The following is a 24,175-nucleotide window of genomic DNA, read 5'->3' on the forward strand; positions in this document are numbered from 1 at the left end:
CGTTCGCCCTCTCTCTTTGGCGTTGGATGTTCATGGGAGGGGAGACACCGGTGCAACGGATACGTCTCCCCCCAAAAAAACGGGAGAACAGTCACCTGTTCTCCCGCCTGTCACCACAACCTCCTGCCTCTATGCCCCAATCCATACTTCCCGCGGGGACCGGCCTCCGGCTTTCTGCGCCAGCAACTGCGCCAGCAAACGCGAGGACGAACCATCGGCCAACAGCCAGAGCAACCGTACCAGCTGCAGGTTCAAGGCCTGCACCGCCGCCTCGCTGAAGGCATTGAGACGATGGTCATAGTGGAACTGCAACTGCCCCTTGAGCTCGACATACAAGGTCAGCGCCGAACTGGTCTGCTCGAAGCTGTGCATGCTCTCCAGGCGCAAATCACCGACATCCCCACCCGCCGACGCCGCACTGACCGGATAGTTCTCGAACACGATGACCGTGTCGCTCAACTCCCCGCCCGGCAACCCGGCCCAGCGTTCGATATCGCTCAAGGCACTGTAGCCATGCTCACGCATCAGCAAGTTGCGTCCTTGCAGCGCCTGCAGCCAGTCACCCACGCTCTGCTCTGGCTCGACACTGGCCACCAGGGGCACGTCGTTGATGTACAGACCCAATTGCTGCTCGATGCCCTTGAGCTGGGGCGGGCGCCCGGCGATGGTGGCGCCGCAGGCCACCGTGGACTGACCGCAATGCAGGTGCAGGAGCAATAGCCAGGCCGCCTGCACCAGAGTATTGGCGGTAACCTTCTGTTGCCGGGCGAAACGGGTCAACTGCTCGGTCTGGGCCTCATCGAAGTGGAAGTAGTGCTGACGATGTCCGCCGCGCTGCGGGTCCCCCTGGGCAATCGCGCAAGCACTGAGCAAGGTCGGCACCTCCAGGGGTTCGAGCTGTTCACGCCAGAAGCGCTCGTCCGCCTGATGATCACGGGCCTGCAGCCAGGCAATGTAGTCATGGTAGCCAGCCGGCCGGTGATTGATGGCATGCCCGGTGTAGGCCGCCAGCACATCATTGAACAACTGGAAGCCGCTCCAGCCATCCAACAGGATGTGATGGTTGGTACAGATCAGCCGGTAGCGTCCCTCGCCCAGCTTGATCGCTTGCAGGCGCAGCATCGGCGCCTGGGCCAGGTCGAAGCCCTTGAGTCGTTCGGCCAGGGCCAGACGCTCCAGTTCATCACTGCTCAGCGCCATGCCATCAAGCACCTGAAACGGCACCTCGACCTGCTTGTGAACCACCTGCAGCGGCTGCGCCAGAGGCTCGCCCCAGACAAAACGGCTGCGCAGGATTTCATGGGTGTCCACTGCCTGCTGCCAGGCCTGACGCAGTCGCAGCGGGTCGACACCTTGCACATCCATGCACATCTGGTTGACGAAATCGCCCTGCTCATGGTCCTGCAACTCATGCTGCAACAAGGCCTGCTGCATGGGCGCCAGAGGGTAGATGTCCTCGATTTGCGCCGGCATCAGCATCAAGGCATCGAGCTGTTCCTGGGTCAGCCGCGCCAGCGGGAAGTCCGACGGTGTGACGCCGCCGCGGGCCTGGCAGCAATGCTCCACCAGGGCCTGCAGCGCCTGGACATAGTCCCGGGCCAGCGACTCGATCTGCGCAGTGTCGAACATGCGCTGACTGAAGCTCCAGTCCAGGCGCAATTGACCGTCGTACACCTTGCCGCTGATGGACAGCCAGTTGCCCAGGGGCGCATCGATACTGGCATCCGCGCCATGGGCCTCCGGCGCCGGAATGAACAGCGCCTGAGGATCATCGAAACTGCCGTCGAACTGGCCCAGGTAGTTGAAGGTGACACGAGGTTGCGCGAGCCCCTGCAACGCCTCGCGGCTGGCGGTATCGCCCAGGTAACGCAGGGCACCGTAGCCGATCCCCTTGTTGGGAATTGCCCGCAGCTGTTCCTTGACCCGCTTGATCGAAGACTCGGCGCTGTCCGCGGCGCTCAGGCGCACCGGGAACACCGAGGTGAACCAGCCCACGGTGCGGCTCAGGTCCAGGTCCTCGAAGAGCTGCTCACGCCCGTGCCCTTCCAGCTGGATCAGGGTCGAGGACTGTCCGGTCCACTGCCCCATGACCTGGGCCAGAGCCGCCAGCAACAAGTCGTTGACCTGGGTCCGGTAGGCGGCCGGAGCACGCTGCAGCAACCGTTGCGTGGTCGCGGCATCGAGCTGGACCTGCACACTGCCAGCGTCGCGGCTCAAGGCCAGGGTGCCGGGCTCGACCCCTGGCAACGATGCCTGTGCGCCCGCAAGTTGCGCGCGCCAGTAGGCCAGCTCGGCCCGGGCCTCCGGGCCACGGGCATACGCTTGCAGGCGTCGGCCAAAGGCCTGATAAGAACTGCTCTTGGCAGGCAACTGCACCGCTTGCCCGGCCAGCGCCTGGGTGTAGGCGCGTTGCAGGTCCTCGAACAACAGGCGCCAGGACACCCCATCCACCACCAGGTGGTGAGCCACCAGCAACAAGCGCTGGGTCGAGTCCGCCAGGGTCACCAGCAGCGCCCGCAACAAAGGCCCGCGCTGCAGCTCGAGGCTGCACTGGACCTTCTCGCAGAGCTGCTCCAGTTCGACAGCGTCGGCGGCGCCGGCCTGCCACAGCAGGTCCGGACCGGGCCCGGCCGGATCCAGCGAGCCATGGCTGGCACTCCAGCCTGTACTCCCCTGCTGGAACTGCAGGCGCAGGCCGTCGTGATGCTCGAACAGGGCCCGCAGCCCTTGCTCCAGGGCAGCCGGGTTCAATGGCGTGGCCGGAATCAGCAGCACCGACTGGTTGAAATGGTGCCGCTGGGGAATCGGCTCGGCAAAGAACAGGCGCTGGATCGGCAGCAGCGGCATGTCGCCGCTCACCGGTCCCTGGTCGATGTCGTCCTGTACCCCGCACTGCGCCACCGCCGCCAGCCCCTGGATGGTCTGTTGCTCGAAGAGGTCCTTGGGTGTAAAGCGGATCGAGGCCTGGCGAGCACGACTGACCAGTTGCAAGGAGATGATCGAATCCCCGCCCAGCTCGAAGAAGTTGTCGGTCAGACCGACCTGCGCCAGCTTCAGCACGTCCTGCCAGATGAGTGCAAGGCGCTTCTCCAGATCGCTGCGCGGCGCCACATAGGCATGGCTGGCCTGGGCCATTTCCGGCATGGGCAGCGCCTTGCGATCCAGCTTGCCATTGGGCGACAGCGGCAGGCGTTCGAGGAACAGCCAGTAGGACGGCACCATGTAGTCGGGCAGGCACGCCTTCAGCGTCTGGCGCAAGGCTTCACGCAGCCTTTCCCGGTCTTGTTCGTCCTCAGGCGTTGTCGCGGCCGTCACCAGATAAGCCACCAGACGCCGGCCATGGGCGGTGTCCTGGGCCAGAACCACCGCCTCGCTGACCTGCTCATGGGCCATCAACCGCGCTTCGATTTCACCCAGTTCGATGCGGAATCCGCGGATCTTCACCTGATTGTCGATACGCCCCAGGTACTCGAACACCCCGTCACTGCCCTGGCGCACCACATCCCCGGTGCGATACAGGCGTCCCCCCAAGGGGCTGTAGGGGTCGGGAACAAAGCGCTCGGCGGTCTGCGCAAAACGATTCAGATAACCTCGCGCCAAGCCATTGCCGCCGATGTACAACTCCCCGGCGACCCCGACTGGCAAGGGATTGAGATCGGCATCCAGGACATAGGCACTGCGCTCGCCGACGCAATGGCCGATGGGCGCATAAGCAGCCTTGCAAGGCTCACCGGCAGCGGTTTTCCACACCAGCGGCGTGACCACGGTTTCGGTGGGCCCGTAGCCGTTGATCATGTACTGGGGACGCAACACCTGCTGGACCAGCTCGAAGCTGGCCTGAGGCATGGCATCGCCGCCAAAGCTGTAGAGACGCATGGGCGGCGGATTGCCGACCCGCTGCACATGTTCCGCCAACTGATGCAGGTACGCCGGCGGGAAACCGGCCATGGTCACGCCATGGCTGCGAATCGCTTCACAGGTCTGCTCCGGGGTCCACAGGCTGTCGTCACGCAGCAGCAGGCTGCCGCCGCAGACAAAGGTGGTCAGCCAGCGTTCATGGGCGCCGTCGAAGGAGAATGAGAGGAAGTGCAATTCACAATCCTCGGGGGTCATGCCATAGCGTTCGCCGGTGGTGCGACAGTGCATCGCCAGCGGACCATGGGCCACGGTCACGCCCTTGGGCTGGCCGGTGGAACCGGAGGTGTAGATCACATACGCCAGGCTCTCTGGCGCCACCGTCACCGCAGGCGCGGTGAGCGGATGCTGGCCGACCTCCAGGCACGACAGATCGAGCACCGCCAGGCCGGCGGCCGAAGGCAGGCGCTGCAACGACTCGGTGTCACTGAGCAACAGGGCCATGCCGGAATCCGCCATGAGGTAGGCCAGGCGGTCGGCGGGGTAGCTCAGGTCCAGCGGAACGAACGCGCCGCCCGCCTTGAGTACCGCCAGCAAGGCCACCAGCAGCCCCTCGCCCCGTGGCAAGGCCACGCCGACCCGGACCTCCTGGCCGACCCCGCGGGCCACCAGTTCATGGGCCAGGCGGTTGGCCCGCTGGTCCAGTTCACCGTAGGTGAAGCGCTGCCCGGCAAACAGCACCGCCTGGCGTTCCGGCCAGCGTTGTGCGAGGGCAGCGATGCGCTCGTGCACCGCCGGCTCGATTCCCGGCGCGACGGGCGCCACGCATTGGCTCGCCGTCTCGGCGGGGGTCAGCAGCTCGATGGCGCCCAGTTGCACCTGAGGGTTGTCGATCAACTGCGCCAGCAGGTGCAGCAGATGACCGTTGAGGCGCTCGATCACCGCCGCGCTGAAGGCCTCCCGGGCATAGCCGTAGCTGATGCTCAGGCGCTGCTCCAGCGCCACCGCCACCGACAACGGATAGTTGGTGCGTTCACGACTCTGCACGGCACCGAAACGCACGCTGGAAGCGTCCTCCTGCTCCAGGGCCTGGGCCACCGGGTAGTTGTCGAATACCAGCAGGGTGTCGAACAGCGCTTCACCGCTGCTGCCGGCCCAGCGCTGGATATCGTTGAGCGGCGTATGTTCGTATTCGCGCAGTTGCAGGTTCTGCGCCTGAACCTGTTGCAGCCACTGGGCCACAGTCATCTGCGCATCGGGGGTGGCGATCACCGGCAAGGTATTGATGAACAGACCGATCTGCTGTTCGATCCCCGGCAGTTCCGAAGGACGCCCCGCCACTGTCGCGCCAAAGGCCACGGTGCTCTGTCCGGTGTAGCGCTGCAGCAGCAGGAGCCAGGCCGCTTGCAACAGGGTATTGGCGGTGATTTTCTGCTGCCGGGCAAAGGCCACCAGGCGTTCGGTCCACGGCTGCGTCCAGTCATGGTGGAACTCGCCATGGCCGGTGTCCGCGCCAGCGTTTTCCAGGGCAATGCTGCCCGCCAGGCGGGTTGGGGTCGACAAACGCCCCAGTTGCTCGCGCCAGAAACCTTCACAGGCATCCAGGTCCTGGCGTTGCAGCCACTGGATGTAGTCGCGATAACGTCCCGGAGCCTGTTGCGGCACCACCCCGGCGTAGCGTTGCAGGACCTCGCTCATCAGCTGCGAGCTGCTCCAGCCATCCATCAGGATGTGATGGTTGGTGTAGATCAACTGGTACTCCTGTGCCGAGGTCTGCACCAGGCACAGACGCAACAGCGGGGCGCGATCGAAATGCGCACACAGGCTGCGCTCTTCACTGGCCAGCGCCTGCAACGCCGGCTCGCTGGCCTGCCCGGCCGACCAGTCGAGCACCCGGAAGGGCAACTCCAGCTGACGCTGGACAATCTGCACCGGTTGCTCGAGCTCGGCTTGCCAATGAAAAGAGGTACGCAGAATGTCGTGGGCCTGCAGGGCATCCTCCCAGGCCCGGCGGAAGCGCTGCGCATCCAGGCCCTGGACCGACACCCGGACCTGATTGACATAGTCGTCGCTGGCCTGCTCGTAGAGGGTGTGGAACAGCATGCCCTGCTGCATCGGCGACAAGGGGTACAGGTCGACGATGGTGCGCGCGGCCACCGGCAGCGCATCCAGCTGAGCCTGGTTCAACCCGGCCAGGGGGAAGTCCGATGGCGAAACACCCGCCGAGGTGTCCAGCGTGCAATGCTCGATCAGCGCCTGCAGTTCCAGAAGGTAGTCATCGGCCAGGCGCTGAACCGTCTGCGGTTTGAACAGCTGATGGCTGAAACTCCAGCTCAGGGACAGTTCTCCCCCGTACACCTGGCTGTTGACCGTCAACCAGTTGCTCAGCGGCGCCTCGGAATGGCGTTCGTTGCCGGCCGCTTCCGCCGCTGGGGAGAAAAGCGACTGCGGATCGAAACTCTGGTCGAACTGCCCCAGGTAGTTGAAGGTGATCCGCGGCTGGGCAAGGCCTTGCAAGCGTTCGCGCACGGCATCCTCGCCCAGGTAACGCAAGGCACCGTAACCCAGACCGTTGGCCGGAACCCGGCGCAAATCCTCCTTGACCGCCTTGATCGAATCCGAGAGCTGCTCGGCAGGGCTCAGGCACAGCGGATAGAGGCTGGTGAACCAGCCCACCGAGCGCGACAGGTCGACATCGGCGAAGAGTTCCTCGCGCCCGTGACCTTCCAATTGCACCAGCATCTGCGCATGCCCGGTCCAACGGCAGATCACCCGCGCCAGCGCTGCCAGCAACAGGTCGTTGATCTGCGTGCGATAGGCCTTGGGGGCTTCCTGCAGCAGTTGGGTGGTCTGTTCCCGGGACAGCCGGGCATTGATCGCCGCGCCATGGCACGCCAGGTTCGCCCCAGCGGGATAATCCAGGGGCAAGCCGCGAGGGGCCTGCTCCAACTGCTGGCACCAGTAAGCGAGCTCACCGCTGTGCCCCAGGCTGAGTGCCCAGCCTTGCAGATGCCCGGCCCAATCCCGGAAAGCACTGGTCTTGGGCGGCAAGACCGGCGCGACTCCTTCGGCCAACTGGCGGTAAAGGCTTTGCAGGTCTTCCAGCAGAATCCGCCAGGACACGCCGTCCACCACCAGGTGATGGATGACCAGCAACAAACGCTGACTGCCATCGTCCAGGTCCATCAGCACCGCTCGCAACAACGGTCCATGTTCCAGGTCGAGACTGCCCTGGGCCTGTTGCCCCAGTTCCTGGATCTGCGCGGCACCCGCCACCTGCCGCCGCCAGAGGCTGACCGGCTCGGGATTATCCAGGTGTTCGGCCTGCCACACGCCGGCGCTCTGTCGATACCGGAGGCGCAATGCATCGTGCTGCACCAGCAGTTGGTTCAGGGCTCGCTCCAGCCACTGCACCTGCAACGGTTCACGGGGCGTCAACAGCAGCGACTGGTTCCAGTGTTCGCGATGCGGGATGTCGCTGGCGAAGAACACCTGCTGGATCGGCATCAGCGGCATCTGGCCACGCACCGGGCCCTGGTCGATACGCAAGGCCGTGCCCTGCTTGGCCACCGCCGCCAGTTCCAGAATGCTCTGGCAACGGAATACGTCCCTGGAGGAAATCTGCAACCCTGCCTGACGGGCCCGGCTGACCATCTGGATGGCAATGATAGAGTCGCCCCCCAGTTCGAAGAAGTTGTCGTTGATACCTATCCGCGGCTGGTTCAAGACGTCTTGCCAGATGTCCACCAGTGCCTGTTGCACCGGGTTCTGTGGCGCACGGTAGAGGTCCTGCGGGCGGCCCTGTTCAGGGCGCGGCAGGGCCTGGCGATCGAGTTTGCCGTTGGGGCTAAGGGGGAGCGCCGGCAGCAACAGCAGATGGCTGGGCACCTGGTGAGCCGACAGGTGCGCATTCATGTGCTGCTTGAGGACGTCCTTGCAGTGCTCCGGATCGAGCCCGGGCTGACACACCAGATAAGCCACCAGTTGCTTGCCCTGGGGCCCATCCAGCGCCAACACCGCGCACTCGCGAACCCAGGGATGGCTGTGCAGGCAGGCCTGGATTTCTCCCGGCTCGACCCGGAAACCACGGATCTTGATCTGCTGGTCGATACGTCCACAGAACTCGATGCTGCCGTCGCGGCGGTAGCGCACCTGATCACCGGTGCGGTACAGCCGGGCGCCGCCCTGCGAGTCGAAAGGATCGGGAATGAAGCTGGCTGCGGTCAGCTCGGGGCGCCGATGGTAATCACGGGCCAGCCCGGCACCGGCCAGATACAGTTCGCCCAGGCTGCCGATCGCCGCCGGTTGGCCTTCGCTGTCCAGCACATAGGCGCGGACATTGGCCAGCGGCCGCCCCAAGGGAATCGACGCAGCCTGAGACCAGTCGCCTTCCACGGCCTGGGTCAAGGCGCCCACGGTGCTTTCGGTAGGGCCGTAGTGGTTGACGATCCGACACTGCGGCGCCAGACGCTGGATACGTTCCACCAGGCTCAGCGGACAGGCTTCGCCACCCAGCACCAGGCATTGGCGTGGCAGCACCGCACCATTGTCCTCACCCAGCAGAGCAGCCAGGTGCGAGGGAACGATCTTCAGTACATCGATCTGCTGCTGTTGCAGGTACTGGCCCAGGCCCGCCCCATCCACCGCCAGATCGGCGCTGATCACGTGCAGTGCCTGGCCGCCGCACAGGGCACCGAACAGTACCGTGTGCCCGAGGTCTGCGGCCGGCGTGGACACCAGCGCCATGCTGCGGGTCGACGCCAGCGGCAGACGCTGGTGAATGGCCGCGACATAGTTGGCCAGGGCGCCGTGGCTGATGGTCACCCCCTTGGCCCGCCCCGTGGAGCCGGAGGTGAAGATCACATACGCCAGGTGCCCGGCCGCCGTCAGGGGTTCGAGGTTGTCGCCACTGCGGGCCTGGCGCGCCGGCGAATCCTCGAGGGGCTCGATGCTCAGCCCGGGCAGATCGCAAAAGCGCGCGATCAGCTGTTGTTGGGCCAGCAACTGGGTAATGCCGCTGTCCTCGATCATGCCGTTGAGGCGCTCCTGAGGGTACTCGGGGTCCAGAGGCACGTAGGCCCCGCCGGCCTTGAGCACCGCCAGCAGGCCCACGATCATCTCGATCGAGCGTTGCGCGGCGATGCCCACCAACACATCCGGCCCCACTCCGCGCTCGCGCAGCTGACGGGCCAGGCGGTTGGCCTGCTCATTGAGCTGTTGATACGTCAGTTGCTGCCCGGCGCAGACCACGGCTGGCGCATCGGGGGTCCGCGCCGCATGGGCCTCGACACAGGCCGGCACCGACAGCGCAGGACGCTCGAAGGCCGTCCCGAGGTTCCAGTGTTCCAGTAGCTGTGTACGTTGCTCAGCATCCAGCATGGGCAGTTCGCCCAGGCGGCGCTGCGGTTCGCGCACCACAGCCTGCAACAGATTGTGCCAATGCCCGGCCATCTGCTCGATGGTCTGCGGGTCGAACAGATCGCTGGCGTAGACCAGTGCCGCGTGCAGGCGCCCGCCTTCTTCATGGGTGTTGAACGTCAGGTCAAAACGCACGGATTCGCTGTCGCTGGCCAGGGCTTCGATCCGCAGCCCGGGAATCTCCACCCGCGCCCCGTCGTTGTCCCCTGCCAGGTGGTTGTACAGCACTTGGAACAGAGGGCTCTGGTTCAAGCTGCGCTCAGGCTGCAGGGCATCGACCAATTGCTCGAAAGGCAGGTCCTGATGCGCCTGGGCCTCCAGTACCCGGGTCTTGACCTGGGCCAGCAAGGCGCTGAACGACTGCTGCGGGTCGACCTCGGCCTGCAGCACCTGGGTGTTGACGAAAAAGCCGATCAGCCCCTCGACTTCGGCCCGGGTGCGGTTGGCCACCGGCGTGCCCACGCGAATGCTGCGGGCTCCGCTATAGCGCTGCAGCAGCGCCTGCAGCGAAGCCAGCAGCACCATGAACAGGGTGCAGCCGGTACTTGCGGCCAGTTCCCGCAAACCACGGTCCAGGTCCTGATCCAAGACCATGGCGTGGCGCCCGCCCCGGGCACTGCGCACGGGCGGCCGTGGCCGGTCCAGGGGCAGTTCCAGGGTCAGCGGCTCAGTGCCCAGACGGTCGCGCCAGTACTGCAGTTGCCGCTCGGCTTCGCCGGCTTCCAGCCACAGGCGCTGCCAGACGGCAAAGTCGGCGTACTGCACCGCCAAGGGCGCCAGGTCGGGAGCGCTCTGGTGCTGGCGCCAATGCTCGTAGGCGCTGGTCACCTCGCCCACCAGGATTGGCAGCGACCAGGCGTCGCTGATGATGTGATGGGTGCAGAACAGCAACACATGTTCCTGGGCGCCGAGCTTGATCAGGGTCGCCCGCAACAGCAGGTCGCTCTCCAGGTCGAAGGGGCGCTCGCCCTGCTCCGCCACCTGTTCTGCCACACGCTGGGCGGCATCCTCGAGGTGGCTGAAATCCAGGCGCTGGAGGAGGAACTCGCGCTGGGGATGCATCACCTGCATCACTTGCTGGCCGTGCAGGCTGAAGGTGCTGCGCAGCACTTCATGGCGATCGATCAGGGACTGGATGCTGCGTTGCAGATCAGCCTCTTGCAGGTCGCCCTGCAAGCGCAGCACCGCCAACTGGTTATAGGCGCTGGAAGTCGGCTCCAACTGCCAGAGAAACCACAGGCGCTGCTGTGCATAGGACGCGCACATCAGCGTCTGGGCCTCGCTGCGCCCAGGGATCGGCAGCAGGTCCAGGGACAACCCCTGCTCGATCATCTTGCGCTGCAAGGCGCTACGCTCCTGGGGGCTGAACGCGGCGAACCGCTTGGACAGCGCCAGCATGCGCTCGGGTAACGGATTCATCACTCCTGGGCCTCCGCAAACAAGGCTTCCAAGGCATCGACCTTGTCCCCTGTCACCCCGGAATCACGATGCAGCTCGACCTGACGGGCCAGCAGTTCCACGGTCTCGCCTTCAAAGAACACCCGCAGCGGCAAGGACAGGTTGAGCTCGCTCTGAACCTTGGAACGGATGCGTGTGGCCAGCAGCGAGTGCCCACCCAGGGCGAAGAAGTTGTCATGGACACCCACCCGCTCCAGTTGCAGCGCTTCCTGCCAGATGGCGGCCAGGGTGGCCTCCAGCTCGTTACGCGGAGCCACATAGGCGCTGCCTTGCAACTCCAGGGCACTCAGGGCATTGCGGTCCAGCTTGCCGTTGGGGGTCAGGGGGAAACGCTCCAGGACACTGAGGAACGACGGCACCATGTACTCGGGCAACTGCTCGCGCAGCTGGGCCAGCAGGGCCTGTTCCTGGGCCTCGCGATCATCGGCCCGGGCCAGCACCACATAAGCCACCAGCTGTTTTCCGGCAGCCGTGTCACGCGCCACTACAGCGGCTTCGCGCACATTGGCCGCCTGCCCCAGCAGGCTCTCGATCTCACCCAGCTCAATGCGGAAACCACGGATCTTCAGTTGGAAGTCAATCCGTCCGAGACAGTCGAGCTCCCCCTGGGGCAAGCTGCTGACTCGGTCCCCGGTGCGATACAGGCGCGCGCCGGGAGTGGTGGCGAACGGATCCGGGAGGAAACGGCTGGCGGTCAGCCCCGGACGCTTGAGGTAGCCACGGGCCAGGCCCGGCCCGCCGATAAACAGCTCGCCCTCGCGACCGATACCGGCCAGCCCGGCCTCTTCATCCAGCACCCGCAGGCGCGTACCGGCGATGGCGCCACCAATGGCCACGCGTTCATCCACAGGCGCCTGCGCCACGGCGAAGGCCGAGCACCAGACGGCACTTTCCGAAGGGCCGTATTCATTGACCAGCAAGGTTTCGGGCAGCAACTCCCGGTGCCGCAGGGCCAGCTCCACCGGACAGGCTTCGCCGGCCACAATCACGCAGCGCAGTTGCGGTTGCTGCAGGGCTTCGAGGATCTGTGCGTAGAACGACGGCAGGGCCAGGAAGTGGGAAATCCGTTGCGCGCTGATGAGTTCGGCGACCTGCTGCGGATCCTTGTGCTGCTCTTCGCTGGGCAGGTACAGGGTCGCGCCCTGGCTCAGGGTCCAGAAGATCCCCGCCACGGAGCTGTCGAAGGAGAACGAGGACAGCATCAGGAAACGTTCCAGGGGCGCCTGGTAGAAGGCGCCCCGAGCCAGGGTCGAGGTACTGGCATTGGCGTGGGAAACCATCACCCCCTTGGGTTTGCCGGTGGAGCCCGAGGTGTAGATGACATACGCCAGGTTATCGGCGCTGCCGTTGCTCTCCAGCGCTTGGGCATTGCCGCTCAACAGCTGCGGATCCAGGGTGATCTGGGGCAGGTTGGCCGGCAGGACAATGTCCGGATGCAAGGGCTGCAGGCTGATCAGGCAGCGTACCGCAGCGTCTTCGAGCATGAACGACAGGCGCTCGCTGGGATACGCCGGATCCAGTGGCAGGTAGGCGCCACCGGCCTTGAGAATGCCCAGCAGGGCCACCACGATCTCGATGGAACGCGCGCCATAGACCCCGACGATGGCGTCGCTGTTCACCCCTTGCTGGCGCAATCTGTGGGCCAGTTGATTGGCCTGGCGATCGAGTTCGCCGTAAGTGACTTCTCGGCCATCGACATGAATGGCGGCGCGCTCGGGAAAGGCCCGGGCGGCCTCTTCGAACAACTGGTGCAGCAGCGGTGCATCAGCGGCGCTCAACTCCGCGCTGCGATCGAAATCACGCAACAGGCGCTGCGCCTGATCGTGGCTGACCAGCGGCAGTTGCTCGAGGGGCAGGCCGGCCTGCTCGGCGGCGGCTTTCAGCCATTGGGCAAACTGCTCGAGCCAGGCACCAGGCATGCCGTCAGGCAGCAGATGGGGTTGCCAGCTCAGTTGCAGCGACAGCTGGCCGGCATCGGCCCGGGCCTGCAGGTGCAGCTTCTCGAAGTACGCTTGATCAAGGAACAGCTCCTGCGCCTCGGCGCCCTCGGTGTAGGAGCAACCCAGGCCCAGGGGGCGTGGTTGCTCGGTGCCGAACACCTCCAACTCGTTCAGGCAATCCTGCCAGGAGCGGCTCAGGTCCAACTGATGACGGAACGCCTGCAGGTTGTCCTGCAAGGTGCCTTGGGGTTGCAGGGCAACGGCCACCGGCAGGCGCCGGCTGAAATGCCCCAGGGTCTGCTGCAACGGGTCGCTGCGACCGTCGATGGTCAAGGCAACCAGCAGCGAGTCCTGCTGGCTCAGCCCCGCAAGGAAGCCGGCCCAGAGGAACAACAGGGTTTCCTCGACGCTCAGTCCGGCATCACTGGCCACCTGACACAACGCCGGCGCCAGGTCGGTGTCCAGGCGGCATTCCTGCAACTGCGGTGCAAAATCCAGGCGCCGCTCGAAGGGCAACCGCACGCCCGGCTGGTGTTCGGCATACAGCGTGCGCCAGAACTGCAGGCCCTCGCGGCCGATCGCCTCCTCGCCCAACTCGCCCTGCCACGCGGCGTAATCGGCGTACTGCAGGCTGTCGAAAGGTTGCAACTGCACCCCCGCACAGAGCTGCTGCAGCTCGCTCACCAGCAATGCCAGGGCGTGCCGGTCACAACTGGCCAAGGCCACGCTGATCAGCAACTGGCGATCCAGCAGCGAGGCCACCAGGGGCACTTCGGCCAGGGCCAGACGATCCTCGACGCGGGCCTGTTGCACGCTACGCCCAGGCTCCAGCGACAGGCGCAGGCGTACCTGCGGGACGATTTCCTGCACCGGTTGCTTGAACCCGGGCACCTGCCGATAGGTGGTGCGCAGAATTTCGTGGCGCAGGCACAGTTCGCTCAGAGCGGCTTCCAGCCCGGCACGCTCGGGCGGCGCGTCGAAAGACAGGATCGCCTGGGCTGCCAGGGGGTGGCCAAGGTACTGCTGCTGGGAAAGAATCGCGGCCTGCTGGGCCGAAACCTGAAATGTCTCTGCTTGGGTAAAGTCGGTCATGCTGATGTCCTTAACCTATGGCCACGTCGGTGCTTTTCAGCGGGACGGCCATGGCTGTGAGTATTTTGCGCGGGCCTGAATATTCGTTGCGGGCGTGCAAGGTGAGGATGTTGTCGAGCATCACGACGTCGCCCTTCTCCCAGGGAAACTCCACCATCACCTCGCGATAGAGCTGTTGCAGATGGGTGATGTAGTCATCGGGAATCGGGCTGCCGTCGCCAAAAAAGGTGTTTTGCGGCAGGTCCTCGGGCGCGAACTCCGCCAGCAGGCTGTCGCGGATGCTCTCGGGCAGGGTCAGGGCATTGAAGAACGTCGCGTGGTTGAACCACACGCTCTCACCGGTACGCGGATGCCGGACCATGGCCGGGCCCTGCTGCCGGGTGCGCAGGCGGTTGCCGGATTTCCATTCAGGAGTCACCCCGATCTTCGCGCAATAGGCCTCGACCTCGGCGCGGTTGTCGGTCTGGAACACGGTCTGCCAGGGCAGCCCCATGCCGTCGCCGTAGTTGCGTACGTAGAGCACGCGCTTGCGCTGGAACTCTTCGCGCACCTGCGGATCGATCCGCGCCAGCAAGTGACGGGTGTCGCCGAACGGCGTCTCGCCACCGGTGGGCGATGGCACGTCGCAGTAGAAATACAGATGCAGTGGAAATACCGGGGAATAGGAGTGCTCGTTGTGGGGGAAGATCTTTTCCACGGCCGGGTAGTCGGTGGAGCTGTAGACATTCAGCTTCTTGGTGATCTGGGTCCGCGGCGAAGCCCGGAACAGGTACTCCAGGGCGCCACCGGAAATCGAATCGACGCACTGGTTGAACTCGTTGATGTCCTGCACCGCGAAGCCGCGGAACAACAACGTCGCGTGCCGATCGAGCTTTTCCTGGAGCAGCTCACGGTTTTCCCCGGCCCACTGCGCCAGGCCCACTCCAGGAACGTTCGGCGTACACAGCAGGGGAATCGAGCTGTTCTCGAACAGCGGCGTAAACGTCACCAGGCTGGATTGATCCAGGCTCAAGCTCTTGCGCCGTCCTTTGCCCAATGCCGGTATGGCTTGAGACTCGAATTTCGACATGACCTACCTCCGATTCGCGGTATCAGGCGCGGCGATCGCACGCGCCTGCATGATTGTTCAATAACAGGCTTCACTCGACCGGCACGCGTCCTGGACGGCGGCGCTGGATCGGGTGCTGTTGCTTGAGCAAGGCCTGGCGCTGCTGCAACTGGTCCCGCTCGCGCAGGTATTGGATATCCCGTGCCTTGCTCAGCAACGCCGCCAACGACGCCTGGGTATCGACCACCATCAACTCGAACACCGCCTGCAACTGCTCGAACAGGCATGCCATGTCCGCTGCGGTGTAGAGCCCGGCATCGCATTTCAGGCCGAGGTAGATGCCCTGTGGCGCATTGACGAATTCGGCCACCAGGTCCAGCTCCGCTGCGGCCCTGCCGGCGGCCACCGGCTGCACGTCCAGGCCGTCGATCGACAACGGCTGGTCAAGGCTTTCCTGGTAGATGAACTTGATGCTGAACAACGGCGAGCGACCGGCGCGCCGGACCACCCGGAGCGCCTCCACCAGGCGCTCGAAAGGCAGATCCTGATGATCCGAGGCCCCGATGACCGTGCTCCGCGTCACCTGCAGCAAGTCGCTGACGCACTGTTGTTCCTCGACACTTATCTGCAATACCAGTTGGTTAACGAAGAAACCCACCAGATCTTCAACGCCGGCGTGATTGCGGTTGGCGATATCGGTCCCCAGACGCACCCGTGAACTGTCGCTGCGCTGGCCCACCACCAGGGCAAAACCTGCCAGCAGCAGCATGTACAGGGTCACGCCCTGGGCACTGGCAAAGGCGCGCAGCGACTCGCTCTGGGCCGCCGAAAAGTCGAATTCGTGGAGATCGCACAACGGTGACGCTGCCTTTCCTGGCTGCACCGTGGCACTGGCGGGCAAGCACGTCAGGTGATGGTCATCGCCCAGGACATCACGCCAGTAATCCAGTTGCCGCTGCAGTTCACCGCCTTCGAGCCATTGCCGCTGCCAGACGGCGAAGTCCACGTAGTGCAGGGCCGGCTCCGGCAACGGGCTGGCAGTGGCGGTTCGATGAGCGTGGTACAGGCTCACGAACTCGGCCGGCAGAATGCCGAACGACCAATGGTCGGCAACGATGTGATGCAGGGTCATGAGCAGCAGGTAGCGTTGCGGCTCCAGCCGCAGCAGGCGCACCCGCATCGGCGGGCCGGCGATCAGATCGAAAGGCTCCCCGGCCTGTTGCTGCACCTGCTGCCGGGCTATGGCCTCGCGCTCGGCCAGCGGCAACAGGCTGAGGTCATCGAACGCGAACGCCAGCGGCAGCTGGCGATGGACGTGCTGCCAGCTCTCGCCCTCGACCTCGCTGTAGGTGGTACGCAATACCGAATGCCTTTGCATCAGCGACTCGAAGGCTTGCCGCACCGCGTCGACGTCCAGCTCACCACGCAGTTCCAGGGCCCGGGCAATGTTGTACATCGAGCTCTGCGGCTCCAGCTGCCAGAGGAACCACAAGCGCTGCTGGGCAAAGGACAATGGCTGCGGCCGCGAGTCATCCACTCGGCGCAAGGCCGGGGCTGCTGGCGGAGCATCGCCGGCGCTCAGGGCGGCGACAAAGGCCAGCAGGTCGGGCGCATCGAACAAGGTTCGCAGCGCGGCCTGCAAGCCCAGTTCATGCCGCACCCGGCTGATGACCTGAGTGGCCAGCAACGAGTGCCCGCCCAAGGCGAAGAAGTTGTCCTGCAAGCCGACTCGCTCAACCTCGAGCACGCTCTGCCAGATCGCCGCCACTTGCTGCTGCAACTGGCTGTGCGGGGCCACATACGCTTGTTGCAAGGCACTCAAGTCCGGCTTGGGCAAGGCCTTGCGGTCCAGTTTGCCGTTCGGATTGAGCGGCAGGCGCGGCAGCAGCAGTACGTGGGTCGGCAGCATATAGTCCGGCAGCTTTTCCTTGAGCCCGGCCTTGATGAGTGCACAACGATCGGCTTGCGCCTGGGCGTCGCCCAGGCCGTTGTCGGCATCTCCGGGCACGACATAGGCCACCAGTTGCATGCCGTTGCCGGCCGGCACCGCCAGCACCACGGCCTCACGCACATCCGAACGAGCCAGCAAGCGCGCCTCGATCTCTCCCAGCTCAATGCGGAAGCCGCGGATCTTCACCTGATGATCGATGCGTCCGGTGTATTCGATCGCCCCTTGCGGGTTGTAACGCGCCAAATCGCCGCTGCGATACAGACGTGCGCCAGGCCGAGTGGCAAAGGGATCCGGAATGAAGCGTTCGGCGGTCAGCCCGGGGCGATCGAAATACCCCTGGGCCAGGCTCGACGAAGAGCCGATGCACAGCTCCCCTGCCCCCCCTTCGGGCAGCAGATTGGCGTCGCCATCGATGATCCGCAGGGCCCGCCCGATGATCGGCTGGCCAATCGGAATGCCATGGACCTCGCTGGCATCCTGCTCCTGACAGTCGTGGACACTGGAAACCACAGTGGCCTCGGTCGGACCGTAGGTATTGAGCAGGCGCACGGCCCCGAGGCCTGCGGCATGCCACAGGCGCAAACCTTCCACCGACATAGCCTCGCCGCCGACATGCACCTGGCGCAGGCGCCCCAGGTTGCGGATACCGTCGGCCATGCACTGCTTGGCCAGCAAGTGCCAGTAAGCCGCCGGCAGGTCGGCCAGCGTCACGCCCTGGCTGACAATCACCGCAGCCAGTTGCTCCACGGCCCAGGGTTCCTCGCCACGCATTACCAGCGCCGCGCCGAGGCACAAGGCCGGGTAACACTGCTCGACGAAACCGTCGAAGCTGAATGTTGCGAACTGCAGGACCTTGTCGGTAGCGGTGAGCGCCGAGTAATCCGCCGCCGCCTCGCAGAACGCCGACAAGGCTTGATGATCGATCGCCACGCCCTTGGGCACACCGGTGGAGCCCGAGGTGTAGATCACATAGGCCAGGTCTTGCGGGCAGGCCCTGTTTTGCGGATCGGCGCTGGAGCATTGGCTCAAGCGTTGCGCAAGGCTCGGCAAGTCCCAGTGCAGCACGCCGTCGGGCAGCAGATTCGCCGCCCAGGAGCCGGTGTCGCTGAGCAGCAGGCTCAGGCGGCTGTCGGCAATCATGAACGCCAGGCGCTCCTGCGGGTATTGCGGATCCAGGGGCACGTAGGCCGCGCCGCTCTTGAGCACGGCCAACAGGCTGACGATCAGTTGCGGCCCGCGCTTGAGCGCCAGGCCAACCCGATCACCCGGGCCAATCCCCTGGGCTTGCAGGCAGTGGGCCAGGCGGTTGGCCTGGGCGTTCAACTGGCCGTAGTCCAGCTGTTCGGCGTCGACCACCAATGCCAGCGCCTCGGGCGTGGCCGCAGCCTGCGCCGCGATCCGCTGGTGCACCAGCAAAGCCCGGGGGCCCATCGGCTCGGCCACCTGGCTGCGCTGCAGCAAGTCCTGACGCGCCGGTTCGGTGAGCAATTGCAATGCCCCCAGGGCCGTGCCGGGATCGGCCATGAACTGTTCCAGCAGATACCGCAACTGGGCACAGAAGCCCTGGACCTGATCGGCGCTGAAACGACTGCGGTCATAGCTGAAATCCAGGCTGAGGTGCTCGCCCAACTCGATGCCCAAGGTCAGCGGATAGCTGGTCTGCTCATGGTTGGCCAGACCGGAGAACTGCAGCCCTGCCGGCGCCCCCTCCTTGAGAGCCTGAGCGACCGGGAAGTTCTCGAACACCAACAGGCTGTCGAACAACGGCGTGCCCTGCTGCCCGGCCCAGCCCTGGACCTCGTAAAGCGGCACATGCTCGTATTCGCGCAGGCCCAGATTGAGGTCCTGCATCTGCTCCAGCCATTGCCCCACGCTGTACTCCGAGCGGGGCTGACAAATGATCGGCAAGGTGTTGATGAACAATCCCAACTGCTGCTCGATGCCCGGCAGCGGCGCCGAGCGCCCAGCCACGGTGGCACCGAAGATCACGCACTGCTGCGCCGAGTAACGCTGCAATAACAACGCCCAGGCGGCCTGCAGCAAGGTGTTGAGGGTGACCTTCTGCTGCCGGGCAAAGCTCCCCAGGCGCTGCGTCATGGCTTGATCGAACCCTTCCAGGTGCTGTCCATGGCCGCTGCCCGATACCGGCTTGCGCACCCCGTCGGCCAGCAAGGTAGGCGAATCCATGGCTTGCAGGCGCTGGCTCCAGAACTGTTGCGCAGCCTGGGCCGGCTGCTCCTGTAACCAGCCCAGGTAGTCACGATAGCGGCCCTGCGGAACCGGCAGCTGGGCGCCGGCGTACAACTGGATCACTTCGGCCAGCAGGCTGGCATTGCTCCAGCCATCCAGCAGCAAGTGATGACAGGTGTAGATCAGGTGCCAGTTGTTGTCTGCCAGCGGCACCAACAGCAGGCGCAGCAGCGGCGCCCGGTGCAGCTCGAATCCCTGGCGGCGCTGTTGCTCGGCCAACAGGTCGAGATCCATCGGGGCCGCCTGCAGTACCTGCAACGGCACCTTGACCTGGCTTCTGACCAATTGATGAGCGCTGTCCAGCCCTTCCCAGTGCACGCTGCTGCGCAGGATCGGGTGGCGGTCGAGGGCCTCCTGCCAGGCAGCGGCGAAGCGCTGCGGATCAAGGCCATGGATGTCCAGGCGCAACTGGTTGATGTACGCCTGTTCCTGGGGTTCGTAGAGGGTATGAAAGAGCATGCCCTGCTGCATCGGCGTCAGCGGGTACAGGTCCTCGATGGCGGCCGCGGGCACCGGCAGCGCGTCGAGCTGCTGCTGGGAGATCCGCGCCAGAGGGAAGTCCGAGGGCGTAGCCTGGGCCTGGTCCAGGCCGCAGCAGTGCTCGATCAGCGAATGCAACTCGGCAAGGTAGTCATCAGCCAGCCGCTGCACGCTGGCGTCGCTGAACATCTCCTGGCTGTAGCCCCATTGCAAAGCCAATTCGCCACCATAGACCTGCCCCTCCAGGGTCAGCCAGTTGGCCAGAGGGGCCTGTGGGTCCTGGGCCTGGCCGCTGCCCTGAGTGGCCGGCGTCCATAGCGCCTGCTCGTCGAACTGGCGATCGAACTGGCCCAGGTAGTTGAAGGTGATCCGTGGTTCCGGCAACGACGCCAGAGCCTGACGCTGGGCCGGACTGCCCAGGTAGCGCAGCAAGCCGTAGCCCAGCCCCTTGCCGGGAATCGCGCGCAATTGCTCCTTGATGCCCTTGATCGCCGCTCCCACCTGCTCTGCTGGCTGCAAGCGCACCGGGTACAGGCTGGTGAACCACCCCAGGGTGCGGGTCAGATCCAGTTCGTCGAACAGGTCCTCGCGACCATGCCCCTCCAGCTGGATCAGGGCCGAAGGCTGTCCGGTCCAGCGGCACAGCACGCGAGCCAGGGCTGTCAGCAGCAAGTCGTTGACCTGGGTGCGATAGGCGCTCGAGGCCTGTTGCAGCAGCTGCCGGGTCAGCTGCGCTGGCAAGCGCGACTCGATCTTGCGCCCATGACGGTTCTGCAGTTCGCCCACCGGGTTGTCACAGGGCAAGTCACCTACCCCGTCCTGCTGCGCCAGCCAGTACGACAGCTCGGCCTCGCGCTGCGGGGCATGCGCCTGCAAACGACGGGCCCAAGCCTGGTAGGCGCTGGTCTTGGGCGGCAGTTGCAGCGGCCGGGCATCCGCCAACTGCCGGTAGGCCTGTTGCAGGTCTTCCAGCAGCACACGCCAGGACACGCCGTCCACCACCAGGTGGTGGATCACCAGCAACAGTTGCTGACGGCCGGACTCGCGCGCAAGCAGAACTGCGCGCACCAGCGGCCCAGCCTGCAGGTCCAGGCTGCGCTGGGCTTCATCACACAACGCCGCCAGCGCCTGATCATCCTCAACCTGGCACTGCCACAAGTCGAAGTGGCTGGCAGGCTCGGCGTACGCCTGCTGCCAGCCCTGCTGCGCGCGAGCAAAACGCAGGCGCAACCCATCGTGATGATTGACCACCTGCAACAGCGCCGCCTGCAGCAACTGCGGCTGCAGATGCTCGCGCGGATCGAGCAGCAACGACTGGTTCCAGTGCCCCCGGCGGGGTACTTCCTGGGCCATGAACCAATGCTGTACCGGAGTCAACGGCACCTCGCCGGTCACAGGCCCCTGGTCGATCTGCGGCTGATCGTCGAGAACCGCGACCCGAGCCAGACTGCGCACGCTCTGGTACTGGAACAGGTCCCGGGGGGCCAGGCGAATTCCCGCCTGACGGGCACGGCTGACCACCTGGATCGAGATGATCGAATCACCGCCAAGCTCGAAGAAGTTGTCGTCCAGACCTACCCGGTCCAACCCCAGGACATCGCACCAGATCCCCGCCAGGGCCTTCTGCATGGCGTTCTCCGGTGCCACGTAGGTCAGTTGCGGCGCCGCCTCTGGCAGCGGCAAGGCTCGGCGGTCGAGCTTGCCGTTGGCGGTCACTGGCAGGCGATCCAGAGCCAGCAGATGATGGGGCACCATGTACTCCGGCAAGCTGCCGGCCAGCCAGGCCTTGAGCTCGTCGCGCCACGCCTCGGCAAGCCCCACCTCTTGCAACACCAGATACGCCACCAGGTGCTTGGCGTCCTGCACCAGCACCACCGCCTCGCGCACCCCCGAGTGCTGCATCAGCCGGGCCTCGATCTCACCCAGCTCAATACGCAAGCCACGCAATTTCACCTGATGGTCCAGGCGCCCCAGGTATTCGATCACGCCGTCAGCACGCTGGCGCACCCGGTCGCCGGTGCGATACAGCCGCGCGCCCGGGTGGAAAGGGCAAGGTACAAAGCGCTCGGCGGTCAGCGCCGGGCGCCGGTGGTAGCTACGCGCCAGGCCGGCGCCGCCCAGGTACAGCTCGCCGGCCACACCGGCCGGCACCGGCAGCAGTTGCGCATCCAGCACATGGGTGCGCAGGTTGGCGATCGGCTGACCAATCGGCACGCTGCTCGCGCCTTCATCGACACAGGTCCAGTGGGTGACGTCGATGGCCGCCTCGGTCGGGCCGTAAAGGTTGTACAAGCCCGCGTTCGGCAGCCGGGCGAACACTTGTTGCTGGGCATCCAGGGGCAACGCCTCGCCGCTGCAGACAATGCGCTTGAGGCTGTGGCAGGCGGATACCCCGCTGTCGTGGATGAAGGCCTGGAGCATCGACGGCACGAAATGCAGGGTGCTGATCTGTTGTTCGGTAATGGTCTGGATCAGCCGCGCCGGGTCCCGGTGGGCGCCCGGAGCGGCCACCACCAGCCGCGCGCCGGTCATCAGTGGCCAGAAGAATTCCCACACCGAGACGTCGAAACTGAACGGGGTTTTCTGCAACACCGCGTCGCTGGCGTCCAGGCCGTAGGCCTGTTGCATCCAGCACAGGCGGTTGACCAGCGCCGCGTGGCTGTTGCCGGCGCCCTTGGGCTGGCCGGTGGAACCCGAGGTGTAGATCACGTAGGCCAGGTTCAACGGGTCCAGAACCCGCTCCAGTGGCGTGGCCGCGTAGGCGTCGAGCCAGCCTGGCGGCTGGTCCAGGGCGATGACCCTGACCGCGTCGGTGGGCAGCATCCCGAGCAGCGTCTCCTGACTGAGCAACAGGTCGATGCCGCTGTCGTCGATCATGTAGCTCAGGCGTTCCGGCGGATACTCGGGGTCCAGCGGGACATAGGCGCCACCGGCCTTGTGGATCGCCAGCAGGCCCAGGACCATTTCGATCGAGCGCTCGATGCAGATCCCCACCAGCACGTCCGGCCCCACGCCTTGCTCGTGCAGCAGGCGCGCCAGCCGGTTGGCCCGGGCATCCAGTTCGGCGTAGCTCATGCGCTGTTCGCCGAACACCAGGGCGCAGGCCTCGGGGGTGCGCCGGGCCTGAGCTTCGATCAACTGGTGCGTGCACAGCCCGGTGGGGTACGCCACCTGGGTGGCGTTCCAGTCGTGGACCAGGGTCTGCTGCTCGTGGGCATCGAGCATCGGCAGCTCGCCGATGCGCTGCCGGGCATCGGCGAGCATGCCTTGCAGCAACGCGCTCCAGTGGCGCGCCATGCGTGCGATGGTGCCGGGGTCAAACAGATCGTCGGCGTAGGTGAAGGCCGCGTGCAACTTGCCGCCTTTCTCGTAGGTGTCCAGGGTCAGGTCGAACTGGGTGGTGCGGCTCTGCCACTCCACCAGCCCCAGTTCCAGCCCCGACGCGGTGTGCACGCGGCTGATGTCGGCGACCTGGGGCTGGTGGTTGTACATCACCTGGAACAGCGGCGTATGGCTCAGGCTGCGCTCCAGCTTGAAGGCTTCCACCAGTTGCTCGAACGGCAGGTCCTGGTGGGCCTGGGCGCCCAGGGCGGCTTCCTTGACGGCCTGCAGCAATTCGCTGACCCGGGTCTGGCCGGTGAGCTCGGTGCGCAGCACCTGGGTGTTGACGAAGAAGCCGATCAGCCCCTCGACTTCGGCGCGGTTGCGGTTGGCGATGGGCACGCCGACGCGGATATCGCCCTGGCCGGTGTAACGGTGCAGCAGCACGTTGAAGGCGCCGAGCAAGAGCATGAACAAGGTCACGTTGTGCTGCTTGGCCAGGCCCCGCAGCTGTTCGGCCAACTGCGGCTCTATGGCGAACTCATGGCGGGTGCCGCGGTAGCTGGGCATCGCCGGGCGCGGATGATCGGTGGGCAGCTCCAGCACCGGGTGCTCATCCCCCAGGCGGGCCTGCCAGTACTCCAGCTGCCGCGCCTGCTCCCCGGCCTCCAGCCAGCGGCGCTGCCACAGGGCGTAGTCGCGGTACTGGATCGGCAGCGGCGGCAACTGCGGCGCCTCGCCCCGTTCGAAGGCGTCATAGCAACGGATGAACTCGTCGATCAACACGTTCATCGACCAGCCATCGGAGACGATGTGGTGCAGGGTCAGCAGCAGCACATGCTCCTGCGCATCGAGCTGGAGCAGCTTGACCCGCAGCAGCGGGCCGCGGCCCAGGTCGAACGGCAGCAGCGACTGGCGCTGCGCCTCGGCCGCCACGGCCTGCTCGCGCCCGGGCGCATCGATGGCGCTCAGGTCGAGAAACTCCACCGCCAGGGCGATCTCTGCCGGCACCTGCTCCAGGCGGTCATCGGCATGGCGCTTGAACACCGTGCGCAAGGTCTCGTGACGCTCGATCAGGCTGGCGAAGGCCTGCTCCAGCGCCGCACGATTCAAGGCCCCCGTCAGGCGCACCGCGCCCGGCAGGTTGTAGGCGCCGCTCTGCGGGTCCAGCTGCCAGAGGAACCACATGCGCCGCTGCGCATAGGACAGCGCATGGCGGTCCTCGACAGCCACGTCGGCGGGAATCGGAAACAGCGAAAAGTCGATGTTTTCCGCTCGCAGCCCGTCGAGGAACAACCGACGTTTCTCCAGCGGCAGCTCGATAAACCGGCGAGCAAGTTTCAGGGACTTTTCAGCGTTCAT

The 24,175-nt window shown here is 65.4% G+C and carries 4 protein-coding genes; all 4 read right to left on the reverse strand.

Annotated elements, in window-relative coordinates; translation table 11 throughout:
* Window positions 1-129: 129 nt before the first annotated feature.
* The 4 genes from LXM55_RS21470 to LXM55_RS21485 all read right to left on the reverse strand — a co-directional run bounded on the left by LXM55_RS21470 (window position 130) and on the right by LXM55_RS21485 (window position 24,175).
* Window positions 130-10,692: a non-ribosomal peptide synthetase gene (locus LXM55_RS21470; protein ID WP_233322224.1), complete on the reverse strand. Its 10,563-nt coding sequence runs from the start codon at window positions 10,690-10,692 to the stop codon at window positions 130-132.
* Window positions 10,692-13,763: a non-ribosomal peptide synthetase gene (locus LXM55_RS21475; RefSeq protein WP_233322225.1), complete on the reverse strand. Its 3,072-nt coding sequence runs from the start codon at window positions 13,761-13,763 to the stop codon at window positions 10,692-10,694. Before LXM55_RS21475 ends, LXM55_RS21470 begins: the two co-directional genes overlap by 1 nt.
* A gap of 10 nt (window positions 13,764-13,773) precedes the next feature.
* The gene (locus LXM55_RS21480) at window positions 13,774-14,832 is read right to left on the reverse strand and encodes a TauD/TfdA family dioxygenase (RefSeq protein WP_233322226.1); all 1,059 of its coding nucleotides are present in this window, start codon (window positions 14,830-14,832) and stop codon (window positions 13,774-13,776) included.
* Between the two features lie 70 nt (window positions 14,833-14,902).
* Window positions 14,903-24,175 (reverse strand): non-ribosomal peptide synthetase, encoded by a 9,273-nt coding sequence (locus LXM55_RS21485; RefSeq protein WP_233322227.1) that lies wholly within the window; start codon window positions 24,173-24,175, stop codon window positions 14,903-14,905.

Origin of the sequence: Pseudomonas sp. Au-Pse12, from assembly GCF_021341665.1 — a bacterium.
In the GTDB taxonomy this organism is placed as follows: domain Bacteria; phylum Pseudomonadota; class Gammaproteobacteria; order Pseudomonadales; family Pseudomonadaceae; genus Aquipseudomonas.